Source organism: Streptomyces sp. NPDC048496, assembly GCF_043200055.1.
GTDB lineage: Bacteria > Actinomycetota > Actinomycetes > Streptomycetales > Streptomycetaceae > Streptomyces.
Map to the genome: position 1 here is coordinate 121,380 of NZ_JBICXB010000012.1, position 21,787 is coordinate 143,166.

Below are 21,787 nucleotides of genomic sequence, written 5' to 3' on the forward strand. Positions count from 1 at the left end.
ATAGAAACAAGAGGAGCTCGGGTGAAACAGGTTGTGCAGAACTACAAGAGCGGCGAGCTGGCGGTGCTCGACGTGCCGGTGCCGGGGTGCCAGTCGGGCGGTGTGCTGGTCCGCAGCGCCTACTCGCTGATTTCCACCGGGACCGAGCTCATGAAGGTGTCCGAGGCCGGCATGTCGATGCTGGGCAAGGCCCGCTCCCGGCCGGACCAGGTGGCCAAGGTCATGCAGAGCGTGGCCACCAACGGGGTGCCCGCCACTTACCGCAAGGTGATGGGCAAGCTGGACTCCTACACGCCGCTGGGCTACTCGCTGTGCGGGGTCGTCGAGCAGGTCGGCACCGGGATCGACGACGTGGCGGTCGGCGACCTCGTGGCCTGCGCCGGCAACGAGCACGCGTTGCATGCCGAGCTGAACTGGGTGCCGAAGAACCTCTACGCCCGGGTGCCGGACGGCCTCGCGCCGCGACACGCGGCCTTCGGCACCGTCGGGTCGATCGCGATGCAGGGCGTCCGCCGCGGCGAGCCGCAACTCGGCGACGTGGCGCTGGTCATCGGCCTCGGGCTGATCGGGCAGCTGGTGGTGCAGCTCCTCGCCGCCTCGGGAGTCCGCGTCGTCGGTGTTGACCCCGACCCCGTGCGCTGCGAGCTGGCCGAACGCCTTGGCGCCGCGGCCTGCGGCGATCCCGCGTCCGCGGCCGTGGAAGCCGTCGTCGCCGAACTCACCGGCGGTCATGGCGTGGACCAGGTGTACCTGGCCGCCGGCGGCGGCAGCAACCAGCCCGTCGAGCTGGCCGCGCGGCTCTGCCGGGACCGCGGCCGGGTCGTCGACATCGGCAAGTGCCGCCTGAACCTGCCGTGGAACGCGTACTACGAGAAGGAGCTCGACGTCCGGTTCTCGCGCTCGTACGGCCCCGGGCGCTACGACCCGGAGTACGAGCTCGAGGGGCGGGACTACCCGATCGGATACGTGCGCTGGACCGAGCGCCGCAACCTGGCGTGCTTCCTCGATCTCGTCGCCCGGGGCAGCGTCGACGTGGAGCCCCTGGTCTCCCACATCGCTGACTTCGATGACGCCGTCGAGACGTACCAGCGCCTGAAGGACGGCGACCTCAAGGCCGTGGCTGTGCTGTTCCGGTACCGCGAACACAAGGGGGAAGCGGACGCCCCGGCGGTGGCCGTGCCCGCGGTGCGACGCAGCGGCGGAGCGCCCACCCCGGCCCGGTCCGCCAAGACGCCGGTGCGCCTCGCGTTCGTCGGCGCGGGAAACTACGCGACGTCGATGCTGCTGCCGCACCTGGCACAACGCGACGGCGTCGAGTTGTCGACAGTCGTCACCACGACGGCGCTGTCCGCGGCCAACGCGCAGCGAAAGTTCGGCTTCGCCGACGCGACCACCGATCTCGACGCCGTGCTCGGCGACAAGTCCATCGACGCGGTGTTCGTCGTCACCCGGCACAGCTCGCACGCCGAACTGACCCGCAGGGCGCTCCTTGCCGGCAAGACGGTGTTCGTGGAGAAGCCCCTGGCCCTCACCGAGGACGAGCTGGCCGGTGTGCTCGCGGCGGTGGAGGAGTCCGGCAACGACCGGCTGCAGGTCGGCTTCAACCGCCGGTTCGCGCCGCTGTTGCAGGAGGCCAGGAAGCGGTTCGGCGCCCGGACCGGTCCGGCGAGCCTGCGCTACCTGGTCAACGCGGGCCGGCTGCAGCACGGCAGCTGGTACCTCCAACAGGGCACCGAGGGCTCGCGCTTCGCCGGCGAGGGCGGACACTTCATCGACACGGCGAGCTGGCTGCTCGAGGCCGACCCGGTATCGGTGTACGCGGTCGCCACGTCCGGCAACGAGGACCTGCAGGTCGTGCTGCACTACCCGGACGGGTCCACCGCCACCATCAGCTACGTCACCACCGGCGCGCCCAGCTTCCCCAAGGAGACGCTGGACCTCGTCGCGTACAACAAAGTGCTGCGGCTCGACGACTTCGTCCGTGCCTCGGTGTACGGCCGCAAGCGGTGGGTCAGTTCGCGGCTGCCCAAGGCCCGGGACAAGGGCCAGTCCGCCGAGCTGGCCGCGTTCATCAAGGCCGTGCGGACCGGCGGGCCGATGCCGGTGCCGCTGGAGTCGCTGGCCGCCACCACAGCGGCCACCCTCGCCGTGCAGGCCGGCCTGGCCGGCGGCGCGCCGGTGACGTTGGCGAGGGCGCGATGACCATGAGCGCGGGCTGGTACCTGCGGCGGCTGTCCCGAATGAGACCGCGGGAGGTCGGCGGCCGGGTGGGCGACGCGGTGCGCAGGCGGCGGTGGCGGTCGACCCGGCCGGACTGCCCGAGCGTGACCGGCACCCGGTTCACCGCGGTACTGCCCGCAGGGACGATCGCCGCGGTGCCACCGGACGCCGCGAAACGTCTCATCGCCGAGGCGGACCGGCTGATGGCCGGGCACGCCGAGTATTTCGGGGTGGACCGCGACGACCTGGCCGACCCGGACTGGTGGTACGACCCGAAGACCGGGCGCCGGGCTCCGTGGGGCTACGCCTTCGACGTGCCGTACCGGAACGAGGCCGCGGTCGGGGACATCAAGCAGATCTGGGAGCTGTCCCGGCATCAGTACCTCACCGTGCTCGCCGCCGCCTACGCGATCACCGGGGACGAGCGGTACGCCGAGCGAGTGGCCGCGCACCTGCGGTCGTGGTGGGCGGCCAATCCACCGCTGCGCGGGGTGCACTGGATCAGCGGCATCGAGCTGGGCATCCGGCTGCTGTCCTGGGTGTGGATCCGCCGGCTGCTCGACGGCTGGCCGGGCGCGGCCGGGCTGTTCGAGGGCAACCCGGTGGCGGTGAACCAGATCTGGCACCACCAGCGCTGGCTGGCCGCCTTCCCCAGCCGGGGGTCTTCGGCGAACAACCACGTCATCGCCGAGGCCGCCGGGCAGTTCGCCGCAGCCTGCGCGTTCGGGTGGTTCCCCTCCTCGGCGCGTTGGCGAGCCGACGCGCTGCGGTCGCTGGAGCGGCATCTGCGAGGCAACACCTTCGGCTCCGGTCTCAACCGCGAGCTGGCCACCGAGTATCACGGACTGGTGCTGGAGCTCGGCCTGGCCGCGGTGGCCGAGGCGGATGCCGCAGGCAGGCCGGTCCCCGCGTCGATCCGGCTGGTGCTGCTGCGGATGACCGACGCGCTCGCGGCCATCGTGGACAGCCGGCTACGGCCGCCGCGCCAGGGGGACGCGGACGACGGGCACGGTCTGGTCGTCGACGGCACGGGCACCGACCGCTGGGCCTCGCTGCTGGCTACCGGGGACGCGGTGTTCGGTCGGCTCGACTGGTGGCCGGCGGTGACCGGCACCGATGTGCGCACCCCGCTGCTGGCCGCGCTCATCCGGCCCACCGCACCGGCCGTGTCCCGCCCGGCAAGCCGACCGGCCCATTTCGCCGACGCGGGCATGACCATCCTGCGTGGTCCGGCGGAGATCTGGTGCCGCTGCGACGGTGGTCCGCACGGATTCCTGTCCATCGCCGCGCATGCTCACGCGGACGCGCTATCCGTGGAGGTCCGGCACGACGGGGTCGACGTGCTCGCCGACCCGGGGACGTTCTGCTACCACGGGCAGCCCGAGTGGCGGCAGTACTTCCGGTCGACCCTCGGCCACAACACCCTGCAACTGGATGGCGGTGACCAGTCCGTCTCCGGCGGCCCGTTCCTGTGGACCCGGCATGCCCGCAGCAACGTCCTGGTCGCGGACACATCCGGCGCCTCCGATGGGGGGACGGCCCGATGGTGCGCCGAGCACGACGGTTACCAGCGCTCCGTGCACCGCCGCCGGGTGGATCTGACGGCCGCGAGCCAGGAGCTGAGGGTGGTTGACGAGGTGCGCGGCCCGCGCCGGGCCGTGCACCTGGCGTTCCACCTCGGCCCGGCGATCGCCGCGGACCTGGTGGGGAACCGGGCAGTGCTCACCTGGACCCGGGACGGCGAGGACCGCTCCGCGGCGCTCGACCTGCCCGGGCAGCTGTGCTGGCGGGCGCATCGCGGCGAGAGTGACCCGCCGCTGGGCTGGTACTCCGCCGGCTTCGGGCGCAAGGAACCCACCACAACGCTGATCGGCACCGGCTTCGCCGACGGCGCGGAGGGGTTCACCACCGTACTCAGGTTCCGCGGCTAGGGGGGCGCATGGGGATCAAGAGGCAGCACTGGGCGTTGGCGGCGGTACCGCTGGCGCTGGCCCTGCTGGCGGCGACCGGCTGTGAGAGCACGCCGGGCGCCCAGGCAAAGCCGGCCGCTGCGCCATCCACGCCCGCGGCCCGGGTGTGCGCCAAGCCCGCGGCCGGACCGGCGAAGGCGCCGGCGGGCGCGGTGACGGTCGACCCCGCCGTGGTCAACGACCTGGCTGAGAAGACCAAGAGCAGCCCCCCGGGCACCACGTTCTGGCTTCGACCGGGCAAGCACAGGCTCGACCCGGACCGCTACGCCCAGGTCATCCCCAAGGAGGGGAACCGCTACCTCGGCGCGCCGAGCGCGGTGCTCGACGGCCGGAAGAAGAACCAGTACGCGTTCGGCGGTACCGCCCGCAACGTCACCATCCGCTACCTGACCGTGCAACGTTTCGTGGCGCCGCGCGACGAGGGCGTGGTCAACCATGACTCGGCCGACGAGTGGGTGATCGAGCACGCGACGATCCAGCACAACTCCGGCGCCGGGCTGATGGCCGGTGCACGCCAGCAAGTCCGCGCCAGCTGCCTGCGCGACAACGGTCAGTACGGCATGAACGCGTACAAGGCCACCGGCCGTATCAGCGGCCTGGTGGTCGAGGGCAACGAGATCGTGGGCAACAACACCGACGACTGGGAGCAGCGGCGGAAGGGCTGCGGCTGCACCGGAGGCATCAAGTTCTGGGCCGTCAACGGCGCCGACGTACGCGGCAACTGGGTGCACGACAACCGCGGAACCGGGTTGTGGGCGGACACCAACAACAACGACTTCCGCATCGAGGACAACGTGCTCGAGGAAAACGACGGTGCCGCGCTGATCTACGAGACCAGCTACAACGCGGTCATCCGGAAGAACACGATCCGGCGGAACAACTGGGTCGAGGGCCGCAAGTACGCCGACCATGACGACAACTTCCCGTTCGCGACCATCTACCTGTCCGAGTCCGGCGGCGAACCACGGATCCGAGCCCGCACGGACAAGATCGAGATCTACCGGAACGTGCTGGAGAACAACTGGAACGGGATTACCCTGTGGGAAAACGCCGACCGGTTCTGCAACAGCCCGGCCAACACCTCGTCCGGTGACTGCACGTTGCTGGTGAAGAGCACCGACCGCTGCGCACAGCCGGCGATCGCCACCGCACCGCTCTACGCCGACTGCCGGTGGAAGACCCAGCGGGTGGACATCCACGGCAACCGCTTCGTGCTGGACAAGTCCGTCCTCGACTGCACGGTGAAGTGCGACCGAATGGCAGTGCTGGCCAACTACGGCACCTATCCGGACTGGTCGCCGTACCAGGGCGAGCGGGTGGCTGAGGCGATCACCCACAAGCAGCACAACCGCTGGCACGACAACGTCTACCTCGGACCATGGAAATTCGTCGCCCACGACCCGAGCCGGATCCTCAACTCCGGGCAGTGGCAGGGCGCGCCGTACCAGCAGGACGCGGGCAGCACCTTCCGCGCAGGGGACGGTGGTTGAGATGAGCACGGACCACACACCGAAGATCGTCGGTACAGTCTGGGGGCTGCTGATCCTCAACACGCTCGGCTCCGCCGGGGCGAAGACCATCATTCCGCTGCCCCGCTCCCTCATCCAGATGGTCACCATGGGCTCGCTGGTCGCCGCGTTCTCGCTGGTGCTCGCAGTCAATCTCCGGCTGCGCATCCGAGCCAGCGCCTTCGTGTTCCTGCTCACCCTGCTGCTGGTGCTGAGCGTGATCTCCAGCGCGAACCTGGAGTCCGGGTTCGGCGCGCTGTTCCGCTGCGCCCGGCTGGCTCTCTTCGTCGGCACGCTGTGGCTGCTCAGCCGCTGGTGGGACGGCGGCCTGACGTTCCTCCGGCACCACATCCGGATGTACTTCGCGGTGCTCGGGTCGGTGGCCGCCGGCCTGGTCATCTCACCGGGCGCGGCCATGCCCGAGACTTACGGCGGGCGGCTGGTCGGCGCGTTGTGGCCGCTCACCCCGCCGCAGATCGGACAGTACGCCGCGGTGATCATCGGGCTTACCGTGCTGCTCGTTCTGGGCCGCCGGACCGACAAGGCCAGCGCGGCGGTGGTCATCGTGCCGTCACTCGTCCTGCTCGCGCTGACCCATACCCGGACGGCCACGCTCGGCCTGCTCGTCGGGCTGGCGTTGGCGATCGGCTCGCTCGTCCTGACCAGCGCCGCCGCCCGCCGGTTCTTCGCCTGGGCGGTGCTGGTGTCCGCCGTGGCCGCGGTGGGGTTCGCCTCCGCGCTGCAGGCGTGGTTCCTGCGCGGACAGAGCCAGGAGTACTTCACCAGCCTCACCGGTCGGGCCAAGGTCTGGGACGCCCTGCTGACAGCACCCCGGACGACCTCGGAGTACCTGTTCGGCGCGGGCCTGGGCGACAAGTCGTTCGGCGGGCTGCCGATCGACAACAGCTGGCTGGCCGTTTACAACGAGCAGGGTATGACCGGCGTCGCCTTGGTGGCGGCGATCATCATCGTGTTGGGCGGCGTCGCGTTGCTGCGGCCACCGTCGCTGTCGAGAGCCTGCGCGATCTTCCTGATCAGCTACTGCGCGATCGCGTCGTACACCGAGGCCGGGCTGGGCGACGCCTCGCCGTATCTGCTGCATCTGGCGGTGGCCGCTTCACTGCTGGCGGCACCTGCCGCGGCCACTCCCCTCTCGACGCCCGAAGTCCCTCGACGACGCGTCCCGCGATCGGCCCAGAGATCGGAGGTGACCTGAGCATGCACGTCCTCGTGGTGCACAACCGCTACGCCTCGGCGCAGCCGAGCGGGGAGAACAAGGTCGTCGACCAGGAGGTGGCACTGCTGCGAGGGGCCGGCCACCGGGTCGAAGTGTTCGAGCGGCGCAGCGACGACATCGCTGCCCGATCCCTGCTGGGCAAGGTCGCGGTACCGCTGCTGGTGCCGTGGAACCCGGCGGTCCGCGCGGAGCTCGCCGCCCGGCTTCGCACCGAGCGGCCGGACGTGGTGCACGTCCACAACGTCTTCCCGCTCCTGTCGCCGGCGGTGCTGGCCGCCTGCGCCGACGCCGACGTGCCCGCCGTCGCCACGCTGCACAACTACACCCAGGTCTGCCCGCCCGGCACGCTGCAGCGGGACGGCCGGCCGTGCACCGAGTGCGTCGGGTCCGCTCCGCTGCCCGCCGTCCGGCACGGCTGCTACCGGAGCTCCCGGCTGGCTACGGTGCCGCTCGCGGTCAGCCTGTCGGTCAACCGACGGCGGTGGTGGTCCGGCGTGGAGCGGTTCTTCTGCATCTCCGCGGCGCAGCGCGACGTCCTGGTGCGGGCCGGCATGCCGGCCGAGCGGCTGGCGGTGAAGCACAACTTCGTGCCCGAACCGGGCGCCCGCCGAGATGGCGATGGCGAGCATCTGCTCTATCTCGGCCGGCTCGCGGAGGCCAAGGGCGTGCGGCTGCTCATGGCCGCGTGGGACGAGATCGCCGTCGGCGGCGGTGTGGGCGTGCCGCTCGTGGTCGCCGGCGCGGGGCCGCTGGAGCGAGAGGTGACCGCCTGGGCGGCGGGCCGGGACGACGTGCGGTACGTCGGCCTGTACGACCAGGCGGAGTGCCGGCAGGCCATCGCGCGGTCGATCGCCGTGGTGGCTCCCTCCACGTGGCTGGAGGCGTTCGGCCTGGTGGTCGTGGAGGCGATGGCGGCGGGTGTCCCGGCCGTCGCCGCCGGTCACGGCGCCTTCGTCGAACTCGTCGAGGACGGGGTGACCGGGCTGCTGCACCGGCCGGGCGAGCCCGCCTCGCTCGCGTCCTGCCTGCGCCGGATCACGGCCGAGACGGCCCGCAACCGGGAGATGGGCCAGGCGACCCGGCGCCGTTACGAGCAGCACTTCAGCCCGGCCGTCGGGCTGGAGCGCCTGGTGGAGGGATACCGCACCGCGATCGCGGGTCGGTCCGGCGGCGGGGACAGCGCGCCGCCGGTAGGGAACGGAAACGCTGGCTCGCGGCGGGGCACCCGCGCGAGCAGAGATGGGAGCAGTAAATGACACGATGCCGACTCTGCAGCTCGGCGGCGATGGAGAGCGTCGTCGATCTGGGGACGACCCCGCCGTGTGAAAGCTTTCTCGCCGCGGACCAACTGGACCAGCCGGAGCCGGCGTACCCGCTGCATCTGCGGGTCTGCACCGACTGCTGGCTCGCGCAGATCCCTCCGCTGATCACGCCGGAGGAGACGTTCACGCAGTATGCCTACTTCTCCTCCTACTCGACCTCCTGGGTGGAGCACGCGCGCACGTTCGTCACCGACGCCGTACACCGGCTGGGTCTCGGCCCCGACGCCTTCGTGGTCGAGGTCGCGAGCAACGACGGGTACCTGTTGAGGCATGTGGTGGACCGCGGGATCCGCTGCCTCGGCATCGAGCCCTCGGTGAACGTAGGCGCCGCGGCACGGGACGCGGGTGTGCCCACGCTCACGGAGTTCCTGGCCCCGGAAACCGGCGCCAACGTCCGCGCCGAGCACGGCCCGGCGGACCTGGTCGTGGCCAACAACGTGTACGCGCACATCCCCGACGTGGTCGGGTTCACCCGGGGGCTGCGCGCCCTGGTCGCCGACGACGGCTGGCTCTCCATCGAGGTGCAGCACCTGCTGACCCTGATCGAGGAGAACCAGTACGACACGATCTACCACGAGCACTTCCAGTACTACACGGTCGCGTCCGCGATCCGGGCGCTGGCGAGCGGCGGACTCGCGCTCGTGGACGTCGAGTTGCTGCCCACGCACGGCGGATCCATCCGGTTGTGGGCCCGGCCGGCCGAGGTGGCCGGCGAGCCGACCCGTCGGGTGGCCGACGTGCTGAACCGGGAGAAGGCCGCCGGGCTGCAGGAGCTGTCCGGGTACACCGAGTTCTCCGCTCGGGTGGCCAAGGTGCGCCGAGACCTCCTGCGGTTCCTCATCGAGGCGGCCGAGCGCGGCGAGACGGTCGTCGGCTACGGCGCCCCGGGCAAGGGCAACACCCTGCTCAACCACTGCGGCATCCGGCCCGACCTGCTCCCGTACACGGTCGACCGCAACCCCTACAAGCACGGCAGGTTCACCCCGGGCACCCGCATCCCGATCCTGCCGCCCGAGCAGATCAGCACCGACAAACCCGACTACGTCCTCGTCCTCCCGTGGAACCTGCGGGACGAGCTGGTCGAGCAGCTGTCCTTCGTGCACGAGTGGGGCGGCCGGCTCGTCTTTCCCATCCCGGAACTGAGCATTGTCGAGGTCAAGCCATGAAGGTCGTTCTGTTCTGCGGCGGTTACGGGCTGCGTATGCGCAACGGAGCCTCCGACGACACGCCCAAGCCGATGGCGATGGTCGGCCCGCGACCGCTGATCTGGCACGTCATGCGCTACTACGCACACTTCGGGCACACGGAGTTCATCCTGTGTCTCGGGTACGGGGCTCACCACATCAAGAACTTCTTCCTCAACTACGAGGAGACGACGTCCAACGACTTCGTGCTGCGGGGCGGGCGGACCGAGCTGCTGTCCACCGACATCGCCAACTGGACGATCACGTTCGCGCAGACCGGCGTCGAGTCACCGATCGGGGAGCGGCTGCGCCGGGTGCGGCACCACCTGGACGGCGACGAGATGTTCCTCGCCAACTATGCCGACGTGCTCACCGATGCCCCGCTGCCGGAGATGATCGACCGGTTCGCCCGGCGCGACGCCGGTGCGTCGATGATGGTGGTGCCGCCGCAGTCCTCGTTCCATTGCGTGGAACTGGGCGAGGACGGCCTGGTGGGAGGCATCACCGCGGTGAGTGACATGCCGCTGTGGGAGAACGGCGGCTACTTCGTGCTCCGTCAGGAGGTCTTCGACCACATCCCGGAGAACGGGGACCTGGTCGCTGACGGTTGCGCCCAACTGGCCAAGCGCGGACGGCTGGTGGCGCACCAGCACCGCGGCTTCTGGAAGCCGACCGACACCGTGAAGGAGCGGGCCGCGCTCGACGCTGCCTACGCCCAAGGCGACCGCCCGTGGACCGTGTGGGAACGGGACGGCGCGGGGGCGAGCGCGACCGGCAGCAGGCACGGTGCCGGAGCGAGGGCGTGATCCGGCTCGGGGCCGGGCGCCTGGACAGGATCGTCGCGGTGGGCGCGCACTGCGACGACATCGCCATCGGCGCCGGCGGCACGCTGCTGACGATGTGCCTCGCGCGGCCGGGTATCCGCGTCGACGCGCTGGTGCTCTCCGGCGGTGGCAGCGAGCGGGAGCAGGAGGAGCAGGCCGCGCTCGCCGCCTTCTGCCCGGGCGCCGACCTGCGGCTGACCGTGCACAAGCTGCCGGACGGCCGGCTGCCCGCGCGCTGGGACGAGGCCAAGGCCGCGGTCGAGGAGCTGCGCGCGGGGACAGAGCCGGATCTCGTGCTGGCCCCGCGCACCGATGACGCGCACCAGGATCACCGCGGCCTGGCGAAGCTGATGACCACCGCGTTCCGCGACCACCTCGTGCTCGGCTACGAGATCGTCAAGTGGGACGGCGACCTCGGCCGTCCGGCGGCGTACCAGCCGCTGTCGCCGGAGATCGCCGAACAAAAGGTGCGGCTGCTGCAGGAGCACTACCCCTCGCAGCAGCACCGGCCCTGGTACGACCGGGAAGCCTTCCTCGGGCTGGCCCGGATCCGCGGCATCGAAAGCCACGCGCGCTACGCCGAGGCGTTCGCCGTCACCAAACTCACTCTCAACCTGGAGGAATGAACCTTGCGCGTACTACTGACCGGGCACCAGGGCTACTTGGGAACCGTGATGGCCCCGGTCCTCACGGCCGCCGGACACGAGGTCGTCGGGCTGGACGCCGGCCTGTTCGCCGACTTTGTGCTGGGCCCGACGCCCACCGACCCGCCGGGGCCCCGGGTCGACCTGCGTGACGTCACGGCCGAACACGTGGCCGGGGTGGACGCCGTGATCCACCTGGCCGCGCTCTCCAACGACCCGCTGGGATCGCTGGCGCCGGAGCTCACCTACGACATCAACCACCACGCGTCCGTACGGCTGGCCACGCTGGCCCGCGAGGCCGGGGTGCGGCGCTTCCTGTACGCGTCGACGTGCTCGGTCTACGGCGCCGCCGGCGGCGACGACCTGGTGGCCGAGGACGCGCCGCTGCGCCCGGTGACGCCGTACGCGGAGTCCAAGGTGCGGGTGGAGGACGACCTGCACGCGCTCGCCGACGGCGACTTCAGCCCGGTGTACATGCGCAACGCCACCGCCTTCGGCTACTCACCCCGGCTGCGCGCCGACATCGTGCTGAACAACCTGGTGGGCCACGCGCTCCTGTCCGGCGAGGTGCTGGTGCTCTCCGACGGCACCCCCTGGCGCCCGCTGGTGCACGCCGCCGACATCGCACGGGCCTTCGCGGCCGCGCTGGTCGCGCCGCGGGAATCGGTGCACGACCAGGCGTTCAACATCGGCAGCGAGATCAACAACGTCACGGTCGCCGAGATCGCCGAGCAGGTCGCCGAGGCGGTGTCCGGCGCGAAGGTGGTGATCACCGGGGAGAACGGTGCCGATCCGCGTTCGTACCGGGTGGACTTCTCCCGGTTCCGCGCCGCGGTGCCCGGCTTCGACTGCGAGTGGACGGTGAAGCGGGGCGCGCTCGAACTCGCCGACGCCTACCGGAAACACGGCCTGACCCGGGAGGACTTCGAGCAGCGCTTCACCCGGCTGGCCGTGCTGCGCGCGGCGTCCGACGCCGGCGCCGTCGACGACACCCTGCGGTGGCGCCGATGACAGCGGCCGGCGAGGAGATGCACGCGCTGGTGGAGCGGTTGTACCCGCTGTGCCGGAGCATCACCGGCGACGGTGTCCGCGCCACCCTGGAGATCGTCGGCGAGTACGTCCCGCTGCAGGTGCACGAGGTGCCGACCGGGACGCAAGTGCTCGACTGGACGGTGCCCCAGGAGTGGAACATCCGGGACGCGTACATCGCCGACACCGCCGGCAACCGGGTCGTCGACTTCGCCGCCTCCAGCCTGCACGTGCTCGGCTACAGCGTGCCGGTGTCGGCGACCATGCCGCTGGCCGAGCTTCGCGCGCACCTGCACACCCTGCCGGACCACCCGGCCTGGGTGCCGTACCGCACCAGCTACTACAAGCCGGAATGGGGATTCTGCCTGGCCCAGGAGACCCTAGACTCGATGCCGGACGGCGAGTACGAGGTCCGCATCGACTCCACACTCGCGGACGGCCACCTCACCTACGCCGAGCACGTGGTCCCCGGGCAGGTCACCGACGAGGTGATCGTCTCCTGCCACGTCTGCCACCCGTCGCTGGCCAACGACAACCTGGCCGGCATCGCGGTGGCGACGTTCCTGGCCCGCGCGCTGGCGCAGGAAACGCCTTACTACACCTACCGGTTCATCTACGCGCCCGGCACCATCGGGGCGATCACCTGGCTGGCCCGCAACGCGGAGCGGATGGAACGGGTCAAGCACGGCCTTGTGCTGGCCTGCGCCGGCGACCCGGGCCAACTGACTTACAAACAGAGCAGACGCGGCGACGCGGAGATCGACCGGGTGATGCGGCACGTGCTTGCCGCCTCCGAACGCCCGCACCACGTCACCGAGTTCACCCCGTACGGCTACGACGAGCGGCAGTACTGCTCGCCCGGATTCGACCTCGGCGTGGGCTCGCTCAGCCGGACCCCGTACGCCGGCTACCCCGAGTACCACACCTCGGCGGACAACCCGGACTTCGTCTCCCCGGAGGCGATGGCGGACACCCTCGCCGTCTGCCGCGAGGCATTCGCCGTCCTTGACCGCAACCGGCAGTACGTCAACCTCAGCCCCTACGGCGAGCCACAGCTGGGCCGACGCGGGTTGTACGACTCGCTCGGCGGCCGCAGCAACGCGAAGCAGGCCCAGATGGCCATGCTCTGGGTGCTCAGCCTCTCCGACGGCGAGCACAGTCTGCTGGACGTCGCCGAGCGGTCCGGGCTGCCGTTCGACACCGTCGCCGCCGCGGCCGGCGCCCTGCACGGCGCCGGGCTGATCAAGGGATGACGCCGATGACCATCGAGGGGGAGAAGACGATGGCATCGGCGGCCCCGGCGGAACGCGCCGGGGGGACCGCCAAGCGGGCCATGGTCGGCCGGCTGTCCTGGGGGCTGGCCGACCAGGCGGCCTCCAGCGTGAGCAACTTCGCGGTGGGCATCTACGTGGCCCGGTCGCTGGGCGTGACCGCGTTCGGCGTGTTCAGCCTCGCCTGGGTGACGTACGGCGTGGTGCTCAACGTCTCCCGCGGGCTGGCCACCGATCCGCTCGTGGTCCGCTTCAGCGGCGTGCCGGGCGCGTCCTGGCGCGCGGCGGTGGGCCGGTCGACGGGTACCGCACTCGGCGTCGGTGCCGGTCTCGGCGCGCTGTGTCTGATGGCCGGGCTCGGCCTCGGCGGACGCGTGGGGCCCGCGTTCGCCGCCCTGGGTGTCATGTTGCCGGGGCTGCTGCTCCAGGACGCCTGGCGGTTCTCGTTCTTCGCCGCCGGCAACGGGCGGAAGGCGTTCGTCAACGACGTGGTGTGGGGCGTCGCACTCGTCCCGGCCATGGTGGTGGCGGCCCGGGTGGGCAGTGTGGCCGCCTTCGTGCTCGCCTGGGGTGCGTCCGCGACGGTGGCGGCGGGGTACGGCTACTTCCAGTCCGGCATCCGGCCCCGGATGACCGAGGCGCGCGGGTGGCTTCGCGAGCAGCGCGATCTCGGCTACCGGTACCTGGCCGAGAACGTCAGCCTCAGTGGCGCGAGCCAGCTGCGGGCGTACGGGCTCGGCGCGATCGTCGGGGTCGGCGCGGTGGGTGCGGTGCGGGGCGCCGAGCTCCTGCTCGGCCCGTTCCTGGCGGTGCTCATGGGGCTTTCGCTGGTCACCGTCCCGGAGGCGGCACGGGTGCTACGGCAGGCCCCGCACCGGCTCGGCCCGTTCTGCCTCCTCCTCGGCGGGGGGCAGGCGGTCGGCGCGCTGCTCTGGGGCGCGGCGCTGCTGCTGATGCCCGGCCGCTTCGGCGAGCTGGTGCTCGGCGGCGTCTGGCACTCCGCCTCGGAGCTCATCGTGCCGATCACCCTCGGCGTCGCGGGCGTCGGCCTCGGCACCGGTGCGGCGGCCGGGCTGCGCGCGCTCGGCTCGGCCCGGCGAAGCCTGCGCTGCCAGCTGTTCGCCTCCGCCTGCTATGTCGGCGGCGGGCTCGGCGGGGCGGCCGCCGCCGGAACGGTCGGCTCGGCCTGGGGAGTCGCCGCCGCGACCATCAGCGGCTCGGCCGTGTGGTGGCTGCAACTGCGGTCCGCCCTGCGCGAGCGCCACCGCAATCCCATCCCCGAAGTGAGGACCTCATGACCGCCCAACCCAGGCTGAGCATCGGCCTGCCCGTGTACAACGGCGAGGAGTACCTGACCGAATCGCTCGACGCGTTGCTCGGCCAGACCTACGACGACTTCGAGCTGGTCGTCTCCGACAACGCCTCGACCGACGGGACCGAGGCCATCTGCCGCAAGTACGCCGCGCGGGACTCGCGCGTCCGGTACCTCCGGCTGCCCCGGAACATCGGCGCCACGCCGAACCACAACCATGTGCTGGCCGAGTCCCGAGGCGAGCTGTTCAAGTGGGCCTCGCACGACGACCTGTACGGCCGGGACCTGCTGCGGCGCTGTGTGGAGGCGCTGGACGAGCGGCCGGACGTGATCCTCGCGCACACCGGCCAGGCGGTCATCGACGGCGACGGCGAGGTGAAGGTCCCCTACGAGTACACGCTCGCCACCGACTCCCCGCACGCGCCGGAGCGCTTCCGCAGTCTGTTGTTCGAGCCGGGTGGCGACGACTTCTACGGGGTGATGCGGGCCGATGTGCTGCGCCGGGTGAAACCGATGGACAGCTATCACCACGCGGACCGCACGTACGTCGCCGAGATCACCCTGCACGGTTCCTTCCACCAGGTGCCGGAGCTGCTGTACTTCCGCCGCGACCACCCCACCCGCGCCGAGCGGGCGAACCCGTCCAAGCGCTCCCGGTGCGTCAATCTGGACCCGCGCCGGGCGGGCCCGCTGCACCCGACGCCCCGGCTGCTCGCCGAGTACGTCTGGGGCTTCGTCTCGGCGATCCGGCGGGCGTCGTTGTCCCGGGCCGACCGGCGCGCGTGCTATCGCCACCTGGCCGCGTGGATGACCAGCCGGGTCCGGCCGGACGCCGGCGAGCGGGTCGAGGACCGCGCCCCGGTCGACCCGGGCCGGCTCACCATCTCCGTCGACGCCCTCGTCGCCGGCCGTGAGCGGAGGCAGACATGACACCCGCGAACGAGACTCCGGTGCGCGTGGGGGTGTTCGGGCTGCTCGGCTCCGGCAACCTCGGCAACGACGGGTCGCTGGAGGCCGTGCTCGGGTACCTCCGCGCCGAACACCCGGACGCGGTCGTGGACGCGCTGTGCGGCGGACCCGAGGCCGTGACGACCCGGTTCGGGATCCCCGCGACGCGGCTGCACTGGTACCGCGGGGAGTACCGGACCGCGTCGCGCGCGGGCGCGATCGTGGCGAAGGGTCTGGGCAAACTCGTCGACGTCTTCCGCACCGCTGCCTGGGTGCGCCGGCACGACGTGGTGATCGTGCCGGGCATGGGTGTCCTGGAGGCCACGCTGCCGCTGCGGCCGTGGGGCTTCCCGTACTCGCTGTTCCTGCTCTGCGCGAGTGGCCGGTTGCTGCGCACCCGGGTGGCGCTGGTCAGCGTCGGCGCCGCGACGATCGGCGACCGGCCGACCCGGGCCCTGGTGCGCTGGTCGGCGCGGCTGGCCGCATACCGGTCGTACCGGGACGCGCAGTCCCGCGACGCGATGCGGGCGATGGGCGTGGACACCGCGCGCGACGAGGTCTACCCGGACCTCGCGTTCGCCCTGCCGGCGCCGCGGGTGAGCGCGCACTGGGACCCGTCCGCCCCGCCGGGCCCGGTCTGCGTCGGCGTCATGGACTTCCACGGCGGCAACGACGATCGCGCCCGGGCCGACGAGATACACCGGCGCTACCTCGACGGGACGGTCCGGTTCGTCCGCGCCCTGGTCGAGGAGGGCAGGGCCGTCCGGCTGCTCACCGGTGACGAGTGCGACGCGTCGGCGGTCGCCGCGATCCTCGACACGGTGCACTCTCCGCTGGTCACCGCTGCCGAGACGTCCTCACTGGCCGACCTGATGCAGGAGATGGCGGCCGCCGACAGCGTGGTGGCGATCCGGTACCACAACCTGATCTGCGCGCTGAAGACCGGTACGCCGGTGCTCGCTCTCTGCTACGCGGCGAAGAGCGACTCGCTCATGGCGGAGATGGGCCTAGGCGCGTACTGCCACCCGGCGCGCGAGGTCGACGCCGACCGGCTCCTCGAGCAGTTCCGTGCGCTGGAGAAGCGCTCGGCCGAACTGCGGCAGACCCTCACCGAGCGGAACCTGGCAGCCGCCCGGCACCTCGAGCACCAGTTCAACTCCCTGACCGCGGCCCTGTTCCCGGCGACCAAGCACGCCCACACCTTGCGGAAGGCTCCATGAAGGCGACCGAAGTCCCGGAGATCACCGGCGCGTACCTCTTCGAGCCGACGCCGTACGCCGACGAACGCGGCTTCTTCTGCCGCACCTTCGACGCCGACGTGGTCCGCTCGGTGGGCCTCGACCCGGACGCCTTCGTCCAGGACAGCCTGTCCCGCTCGGTCCGGGGCGTGCTGCGCGGCCTGCACCTGCGCTCCGGCGCCGGCGAGGCCAAGCTGGTGCGGTGCTCGTACGGGAGGATCTTCGACGTCGTCGTGGACCTGCGGCCGGACTCGCCGACGTACCGCAACCTGGCCTTCTTCGAGCTGTCCGGCGAGACGCAGGTGACCCTGTACATCCCGGCGGGGTGCGCGCACGGCTTCCAGGCGCTGACCGAGACCACCGACACCTCGTACCGGATCGACCGCCCGCACGATCCGGCCGAGGACGTGACGATCGCCTTCGACGACCCGGAGCTCGCCATTCTCTGGCCGCTACCGGTCACATCGATGTCCCAGCGGGACCGGGAGGCGCCTTGCCTCGCCGAAGCCCTGCAGCAAAAAGAGAGTTGAGGTCGGCATGGACACCGAAGGCACCGAAGAGTTCCTCCTGCCCCGGTCGCGGATGGCGAACGAGCGGCTGCACGCCATGATCCCCGGGGGCGCGCACACCTACGCCAAGGGCGACGACCAGTACCCCGAGAACCTGGCCCCGGTCATCAGCCACGGCCGCGGTGCCCACGTGTGGGACATCGACGACAACCGCTACGTCGAGTACGGCTCCGGCCTGCGGTCGGTCAGCCTCGGCCACGCCCACCCACGCGTGATCGAGGCGGTGCGGCGGGAACTCGACCGCGGCAGCAACTTCGTCCGGCCGTCCATCGTGGAGGTCGAGGCCGCGGAACGCTTCCTGGCCACGGTGCCGACCGCCGAGATGGTGAAGTTCGCGAAGAACGGCTCCGACGTCACCACCGCCGCGGTGCGACTCGCCCGCGCCGTCACCGGGCGCCCGCGGGTGGCCATCTGCGGCAACCATCCGTTCTTCTCCGTCGACGACTGGTTCATCGGCACCACGCCGATGTCCGCCGGTATTCCGGCGGCGACCACCGAACTCACCGTGGCGTTCCCTTACGGGGACCTGGCCGCCACGGAGGAGCTGCTCACCCGGTACCAGGACGAGGTCGCCTGTCTGATCCTCGAACCTGCCGGTCACACCGAGCCGCCGCCCGGGTACCTCGAGGGCTTCCGCGAACTGGCCGACCGGCACGGCTGCGTACTGATCTTCGATGAGATGATCACCGGCCTGCGCTGGTCCGAGTCCGGTGCCCAGGGCCTGTACGGCGTCGTCCCCGACCTCTCCACGTTCGGCAAGGCACTGGGCAACGGGTTCGCCGTCTCCGCGCTGGCCGGGCGCCGCGATCTGATGGAGCGGGGCGGGCTGCGTCACTCCGGCGACCGGGTGTTCCTGCTGTCCACCACGCACGGTGCGGAAACGCACTCGCTGGCCGCCGCGATGGCCGTGCTCACCACCTACGTCGAAGAGGGCGTCACCGCGCGGCTCCACACCCTCGGCGAGCGGTTGGCCGCCGGTGTCCGCGACGCCGCGGCCGGCATGGGCGTCGGCGACCACATCGTCGTCCAAGGCCGGGCCAGCAACCTGGTCTTCGCCACCCTCGACGAGAACCGGCAGCCGTCGCAGCAGTACCGCACCCTGTTCCTGCGCAGGCTCCTCGCGGGCGGGGTGCTGGCCCCGTCGTTCGTGGTGAGCAGCGCGCTCAGCGACGCCGACATCGATCACACCGTCGACGTGGTGGCCCAGGCATGTGCGGTGTACCGGAAGGCACTGGACGCCGCAGACCCCACCCCCTGGCTGGCCGGACGACCGGTGAAGCCCGTATTCCGCCGCCGGGCGTGACGTGACGTCAGCGACGCTCCCGCCGACCGGCGTCGGCCATCCCATCGCCCAGCCAGTCAGCCATCCGGTCGACCAGCCACGCGGTCGCTGGTATCACCGCCAGCGCGGTGCACCAGCCGCCGAGGGCGTCGGTCGGGTAGTGCGCGCCCAGGACGACCTGCGCCCAGCCCATGGCGGCGCCGGCAACCAGCGCCGCGGCGAGCACGAGTAACGTGCCGGCCGTCCTGCCGAGGCCGAGCAGGCCGGTCGCGAGCAGCGCCACCACGAGGGCGAGCTCGGTGAGGAAGGCGGTGTGCCCGCTCGGGTAGGACAGATTGTCGCCGTGGATGGTGCGTCCCACCAGGTACTTCAGCAGCCTCGCCGCCCCCACGGCCATGGCGACGCCGGCAACGATGAGCACCGCTGCGCGAGGACGCCGAAGCAGCAGGCAGCCCGTCACGGTGGCCACGACCAGCGTCGCCGCTCCCACGGGCTCCCCCAAGAAGTCCATGGCCAGGGCGATGTTCCGCCACGGCGGCCGCACACCGTCCACCGCCGACTGGATCCACACGTCCACGCTGCCGGGCTCGCTGTGGCCGGCGTACAGGACCCCGAGCACGACGACCGCCAGCGCGGCGAGGGCCGCGATCAGCCCGAGCCACGCGCGCAGCGATGGGGGCAGCACCGCGGGCGCCGGCCGGCCGGTCACATGCCCACCGCGTCCGGTCGACCTGCGGTGGTTTGCCGTGATCGGTGGATGGTGTTCCGGGTCTTGACTTCTTGAGGCAAGGTGAAGGTGCGGCCCTTCATCGGACCGGTGGGCAGCCATGAATCAGCGCCTTCCTGTTTCCGACCGCGCCCCACGACGGCGGGGCGTTGTTCCCGGACGACTCCGGTGACCGTAAGTCCGGGCACGCCACGGCCTATGTGTCCCGTCAGTACCCCGGCTCCCGCGGGCAGGTCCGAAACGGCATGGTCGCGACCACCACCGCGCGGGCCGATGAGCGCGTGCACTACCCGCCGCACACCGTCGCAGACCATCCGACAGATGCGATGCACCTCCCTCGTCGGGAGCTACGCCATGTCGCCCCCGCCGCTACCGCGATGCCGCGCCCACGAGAACTGACAATACAATGCGGTCGCGGCAAACCGCCGTTGGATAGTCCGCGGGTCAACACTCCGCGAATTTCGGTTCCGGATCGATTTTCCGTGCCGGAGCCACGGAGTGTCGCCGAAACCGCGATCGTGATACGTCGTGGATGACGCCTTCCTGCAGGACTCCGGCTGCGCAGCGGCCGCTGTCTTGGCTTCAGGGACGCTACGAAACGGGATGCGGCCAACCTCGTCTGGCCTCGACTCCACGAACCTTCCCTCTCCGAGCCCGCGCAAGGCGAACGTCCTGGACTTCTTCCTGCCAGCGGTGCACGGCGCTCACCTCCGGGCGCCGAGACTCCACCGATTCCGGCTCACCCGCAAGCGTCATGAGAGCGTCAAGAATCGTGAACAAACCCCGCCACCGACGCCGTCCCCATCGTGGGTCTGGCCGGCGCTGACGCGTACGACGCCGCCGTCGCGGGTGCCGACGAGACCGGTGCCGTCGGTGACGTAGAGGGTCTGGCCGTTGGCGTGGGAGTGCCAGTTGGTGCGGGCCCCGGGGGTGAAGCGGACCAGGGCGGACGCCAGTCGGGCCGGTTCGACGGGGACCTCGATCATGTTGAGGTAGACGTCGCCGGTGAAGCGCTCGGCGGGAGCCTTGACGGTCGGGGGCTTCGTGACGTGTTCCACGGAAGGTGTTCCTTGCTGTGCGGGTGCGGGAGGGGTGGCGGTGTGCCGGTGTCAGGCGGTGCGCTCGTCGGCGAGCAGCTTGAGCTGGTTGATCGCGGTCATGGCGTTGGGCCAGCCCGCGTAGAAGGCCAGGTGGGTGATGGCCTCGGACAGTTCTTCGACGCTCAGGCCGTTCTCCAGCGCCACGCCCAGGTGGTACGGCAGTTGCTCGCTGCGGTAGAGGGCGGCCAGGACGCTGACGGTCACCAGGCTGCGGTCGCGTGGTGAGAGTCCGGGACGCGCCCAGACGTCACCGAAGAGCACCTCGTCGGTGATCTCCACGAGCTTGGGCGCGATCGCTTCCAGCTCCTTGGGGGCGGACTGCTTGGGCATGGTGTCACTCCTTGTTGCGTATCGGGGCGGCGTCGAAGAGGCAGCCGCTCGCCTGCTCTGTGGTCACTGGGCGACGTATCCGCCGTCGACGGGCAGAGCGACGCCGACCACGAAGCTCGCTCCGGGGCTGCACAGCCACAGGACGGCCTGCCCGATCTCGTCGGCGGTGCCGAGACGGTTGATGGGCTGGTTCGCTTCGGCCTCGGCGCGATCGAGCTCTCCCTTGGCGATCATGTCGCTGACCATGGGGGTATCGATGGTGCCGGGGCAGATCGCGTTGATGCGGATGCCGCGCGGGGCGTACTCCAGGGCGGCGCTGCCGGTCAGGCCGATCACGCCGTGCTTGGAGGCGTGGTAGGAGGCGCGGCCCGGGATGCCGACGAGGCCGCCGAGGGAGGAGCAGTTGACGATCGCTCCGCTGCCCTGGGCGCGCATATGACGCAGTTCGTGCTTCATGCTCGCCCAGACGCCGCGCAGGTTGATGGCGTGGACACGGTCGAAGACCTCCACCGCTTCCTCCGCGGCGTCGGCGGGCGGGATCTGGATGCCGGCGTTGTTGTAGGCCATGTCCAGGCGGCCGAAGGTGTCCACTGTGCGGTCAACGGCGGCGGCGACCTGGGACTCGTCGGTGACGTCACAGGTCAGGGCGAGCACCCGGTGGCCTTCGTCGGCGAGCTGCTGACCGCCGTGTCGAGGGCGGATTCGCCGATGTCGGCGAGGCCGACGGCAGCACCGCACGGAGAAGGCGAGCGGGTCGTCCAGGTCGTCGACGGTGGTGTCGAGGACCGGCTTCATGAAGTCGGCGCGCGGCACCGGGCTGTATTGCAAGATCTCGATCGGCCCGAGCGTCTCGGCCGCGTCGTGGAGGGCGGCGGCGAGCGCGGCCGGGTCCAGGACGTCCGCGGCGAATCCGCGGGCCTCGATGCCGTCGCGGCGGAGATCGTCCGTCAGGAGCGCGAGGTGCTCGGCGCTGCGGGCGATCAGGGCGACGTCATGGCCGGCGGTGCCGAAGCGGCGGGCGGTGGCAAGGCCCAGGCCGGGACCGGCACCGACGAGAGCGTACGTGGTCACG

The 21,787-nt window shown here is 71.2% G+C and carries 18 protein-coding genes and 3 pseudogenes; 16 read left to right on the top strand and 5 right to left on the bottom strand.

Going from position 1 to position 21,787, the window contains the following annotated elements; all coding sequences use genetic code 11:
* The first annotated feature begins 21 nt into the window (after positions 1–21).
* From ACGFSA_RS15185 to ACGFSA_RS15255, 15 genes are read left to right on the top strand one after another with little or no spacing between them, the layout of a single operon-like run.
* Complete coding sequence (locus ACGFSA_RS15185) at positions 22–2,202, top strand: bi-domain-containing oxidoreductase (RefSeq protein ID WP_393304245.1); 2,181 nt, start codon at positions 22–24, stop codon at positions 2,200–2,202.
* Positions 2,199–4,151, top strand: a complete 1,953-nt coding sequence (locus tag ACGFSA_RS15190) for an alginate lyase family protein (RefSeq protein WP_393304247.1) — start codon at positions 2,199–2,201, stop codon at positions 4,149–4,151. Before ACGFSA_RS15185 ends, ACGFSA_RS15190 begins: the two co-directional genes overlap by 4 nt.
* An 8-nt stretch (positions 4,152–4,159) precedes the next feature.
* A complete protein-coding gene (locus ACGFSA_RS15195) occupies positions 4,160–5,680 on the top strand; it encodes a right-handed parallel beta-helix repeat-containing protein (protein ID WP_393304249.1) in 1,521 nt (506 codons plus the stop codon).
* 1 nt (position 5,681) lies between these two features.
* Complete coding sequence (locus tag ACGFSA_RS15200) at positions 5,682–6,914, top strand: O-antigen ligase domain-containing protein (protein ID WP_393304251.1); 1,233 nt, start codon at positions 5,682–5,684, stop codon at positions 6,912–6,914.
* Between the two features lie 2 nt (positions 6,915–6,916).
* Entirely contained in the window at positions 6,917–8,191 is a 1,275-nt protein-coding gene (locus ACGFSA_RS15205) for a glycosyltransferase (RefSeq protein ID WP_393304253.1), read from the top strand.
* Entirely contained in the window at positions 8,188–9,423 is a 1,236-nt protein-coding gene (locus ACGFSA_RS15210) for a class I SAM-dependent methyltransferase (RefSeq protein WP_393304255.1), read from the top strand. Before ACGFSA_RS15205 ends, ACGFSA_RS15210 begins: the two co-directional genes overlap by 4 nt.
* Positions 9,420–10,247, top strand: a complete 828-nt coding sequence (locus tag ACGFSA_RS15215; RefSeq protein WP_393304257.1) for a glucose-1-phosphate cytidylyltransferase — start codon at positions 9,420–9,422, stop codon at positions 10,245–10,247. The genes ACGFSA_RS15210 and ACGFSA_RS15215 overlap by 4 nt, the downstream gene beginning before the upstream one ends.
* Positions 10,244–10,891: a PIG-L deacetylase family protein gene (locus tag ACGFSA_RS15220; RefSeq protein ID WP_393304259.1), complete on the top strand. Its 648-nt coding sequence runs from the start codon at positions 10,244–10,246 to the stop codon at positions 10,889–10,891. The genes ACGFSA_RS15215 and ACGFSA_RS15220 overlap by 4 nt, the downstream gene beginning before the upstream one ends.
* 3 nt (positions 10,892–10,894) lie before the next feature.
* Positions 10,895–11,920, top strand: coding sequence for an NAD-dependent epimerase/dehydratase family protein (locus tag ACGFSA_RS15225; RefSeq protein ID WP_393304261.1), 1,026 nt, complete (start codon positions 10,895–10,897; stop codon positions 11,918–11,920).
* Positions 11,908–13,191 carry a DUF4910 domain-containing protein gene (locus ACGFSA_RS15230; protein WP_393304263.1) on the top strand — a complete coding sequence of 428 codons (1,284 nt, stop codon included), beginning with the start codon at positions 11,908–11,910 and terminating at the stop codon, positions 13,189–13,191. The genes ACGFSA_RS15225 and ACGFSA_RS15230 overlap by 13 nt, the downstream gene beginning before the upstream one ends.
* A 5-nt stretch (positions 13,192–13,196) precedes the next feature.
* Positions 13,197–14,507: a hypothetical protein gene (locus ACGFSA_RS15235; protein WP_393304265.1), complete on the top strand. Its 1,311-nt coding sequence runs from the start codon at positions 13,197–13,199 to the stop codon at positions 14,505–14,507.
* On the top strand, positions 14,504–15,451 hold the full coding sequence (locus ACGFSA_RS15240) for a glycosyltransferase family 2 protein (RefSeq protein WP_393304267.1): 948 nt from the start codon (positions 14,504–14,506) through the stop codon (positions 15,449–15,451). The genes ACGFSA_RS15235 and ACGFSA_RS15240 overlap by 4 nt, the downstream gene beginning before the upstream one ends.
* Positions 15,448–16,689, top strand: coding sequence for a polysaccharide pyruvyl transferase family protein (locus ACGFSA_RS15245; protein WP_393304269.1), 1,242 nt, complete (start codon positions 15,448–15,450; stop codon positions 16,687–16,689). Before ACGFSA_RS15240 ends, ACGFSA_RS15245 begins: the two co-directional genes overlap by 4 nt.
* A complete protein-coding gene (locus ACGFSA_RS15250) occupies positions 16,686–17,237 on the top strand; it encodes a dTDP-4-dehydrorhamnose 3,5-epimerase family protein (protein ID WP_393304271.1) in 552 nt (183 codons plus the stop codon). Before ACGFSA_RS15245 ends, ACGFSA_RS15250 begins: the two co-directional genes overlap by 4 nt.
* Positions 17,238–17,244: 7 nt before the next feature.
* A complete protein-coding gene (locus tag ACGFSA_RS15255; protein ID WP_393304273.1) occupies positions 17,245–18,579 on the top strand; it encodes a glutamate-1-semialdehyde 2,1-aminomutase in 1,335 nt (444 codons plus the stop codon).
* Positions 18,580–18,586: 7 nt separating this feature from the next.
* Here the strand turns inward: ACGFSA_RS15255 and ACGFSA_RS15260 are convergent, their stop codons facing one another.
* Positions 18,587–19,267, bottom strand: a complete 681-nt coding sequence (locus ACGFSA_RS15260) for a phosphatase PAP2 family protein (protein ID WP_393304275.1) — start codon at positions 19,265–19,267, stop codon at positions 18,587–18,589.
* Positions 19,268–19,434: 167 nt separating this feature from the next.
* Between ACGFSA_RS15260 and ACGFSA_RS15265 the strand changes: the two genes are divergently transcribed.
* Positions 19,435–19,821, top strand: a complete 387-nt coding sequence (locus tag ACGFSA_RS15265) for a hypothetical protein (RefSeq protein WP_393304277.1) — start codon at positions 19,435–19,437, stop codon at positions 19,819–19,821.
* 276 nt (positions 19,822–20,097) lie between these two features.
* Here the strand turns inward: ACGFSA_RS15265 and ACGFSA_RS15270 are convergent.
* From ACGFSA_RS15270 to ACGFSA_RS15285, 4 genes and pseudogenes are all read right to left on the bottom strand, one after another.
* Positions 20,098–20,343, bottom strand: a pseudogene (locus ACGFSA_RS15270) (cupin domain-containing protein); the annotation flags it as partial.
* 51 nt (positions 20,344–20,394) lie between these two features.
* Complete coding sequence (locus ACGFSA_RS15275; RefSeq protein ID WP_393304279.1) at positions 20,395–20,715, bottom strand: carboxymuconolactone decarboxylase family protein; 321 nt, start codon at positions 20,713–20,715, stop codon at positions 20,395–20,397.
* Between the two features lie 63 nt (positions 20,716–20,778).
* Positions 20,779–21,425 (bottom strand): annotated as a pseudogene (locus ACGFSA_RS15280) (SDR family oxidoreductase).
* A 22-nt stretch (positions 21,426–21,447) separates the two neighbouring features.
* Positions 21,448–21,786: pseudogene (locus ACGFSA_RS15285) on the bottom strand (SDR family NAD(P)-dependent oxidoreductase); the annotation flags it as partial.
* Position 21,787: the final 1 nt, after the last annotated feature.

Excerpts from the sequence above, each read along its gene's own strand:
- ACGFSA_RS15240 (WP_393304267.1), top strand. The coding sequence starts at position 14,504 with ATGACCGCCCAACCCAGGCTGAGCATCGGCCTGCCCGTGTACAACGGC.
- ACGFSA_RS15205 (WP_393304253.1), top strand. The coding sequence starts at position 6,917 with ATGCACGTCCTCGTGGTGCACAACCGCTACGCCTCGGCGCAGCCGAGC.
- ACGFSA_RS15245 (WP_393304269.1), top strand. The coding sequence starts at position 15,448 with ATGACACCCGCGAACGAGACTCCGGTGCGCGTGGGGGTGTTCGGGCTG.
- ACGFSA_RS15215 (WP_393304257.1), top strand. The coding sequence starts at position 9,420 with ATGAAGGTCGTTCTGTTCTGCGGCGGTTACGGGCTGCGTATGCGCAAC.
- ACGFSA_RS15250 (WP_393304271.1), top strand. The coding sequence starts at position 16,686 with ATGAAGGCGACCGAAGTCCCGGAGATCACCGGCGCGTACCTCTTCGAG.
- ACGFSA_RS15190 (WP_393304247.1), top strand. The coding sequence starts at position 2,199 with ATGACCATGAGCGCGGGCTGGTACCTGCGGCGGCTGTCCCGAATGAGA.
- ACGFSA_RS15235 (WP_393304265.1), top strand. The coding sequence starts at position 13,197 with ATGACCATCGAGGGGGAGAAGACGATGGCATCGGCGGCCCCGGCGGAA.
- ACGFSA_RS15255 (WP_393304273.1), top strand. The coding sequence starts at position 17,245 with ATGGACACCGAAGGCACCGAAGAGTTCCTCCTGCCCCGGTCGCGGATG.
- ACGFSA_RS15200 (WP_393304251.1), top strand. The coding sequence starts at position 5,682 with ATGAGCACGGACCACACACCGAAGATCGTCGGTACAGTCTGGGGGCTG.
- ACGFSA_RS15195 (WP_393304249.1), top strand. The coding sequence starts at position 4,160 with ATGGGGATCAAGAGGCAGCACTGGGCGTTGGCGGCGGTACCGCTGGCG.
- ACGFSA_RS15275 (WP_393304279.1), bottom strand. The coding sequence starts at position 20,715 with ATGCCCAAGCAGTCCGCCCCCAAGGAGCTGGAAGCGATCGCGCCCAAG.
- ACGFSA_RS15210 (WP_393304255.1), top strand. The coding sequence starts at position 8,188 with ATGACACGATGCCGACTCTGCAGCTCGGCGGCGATGGAGAGCGTCGTC.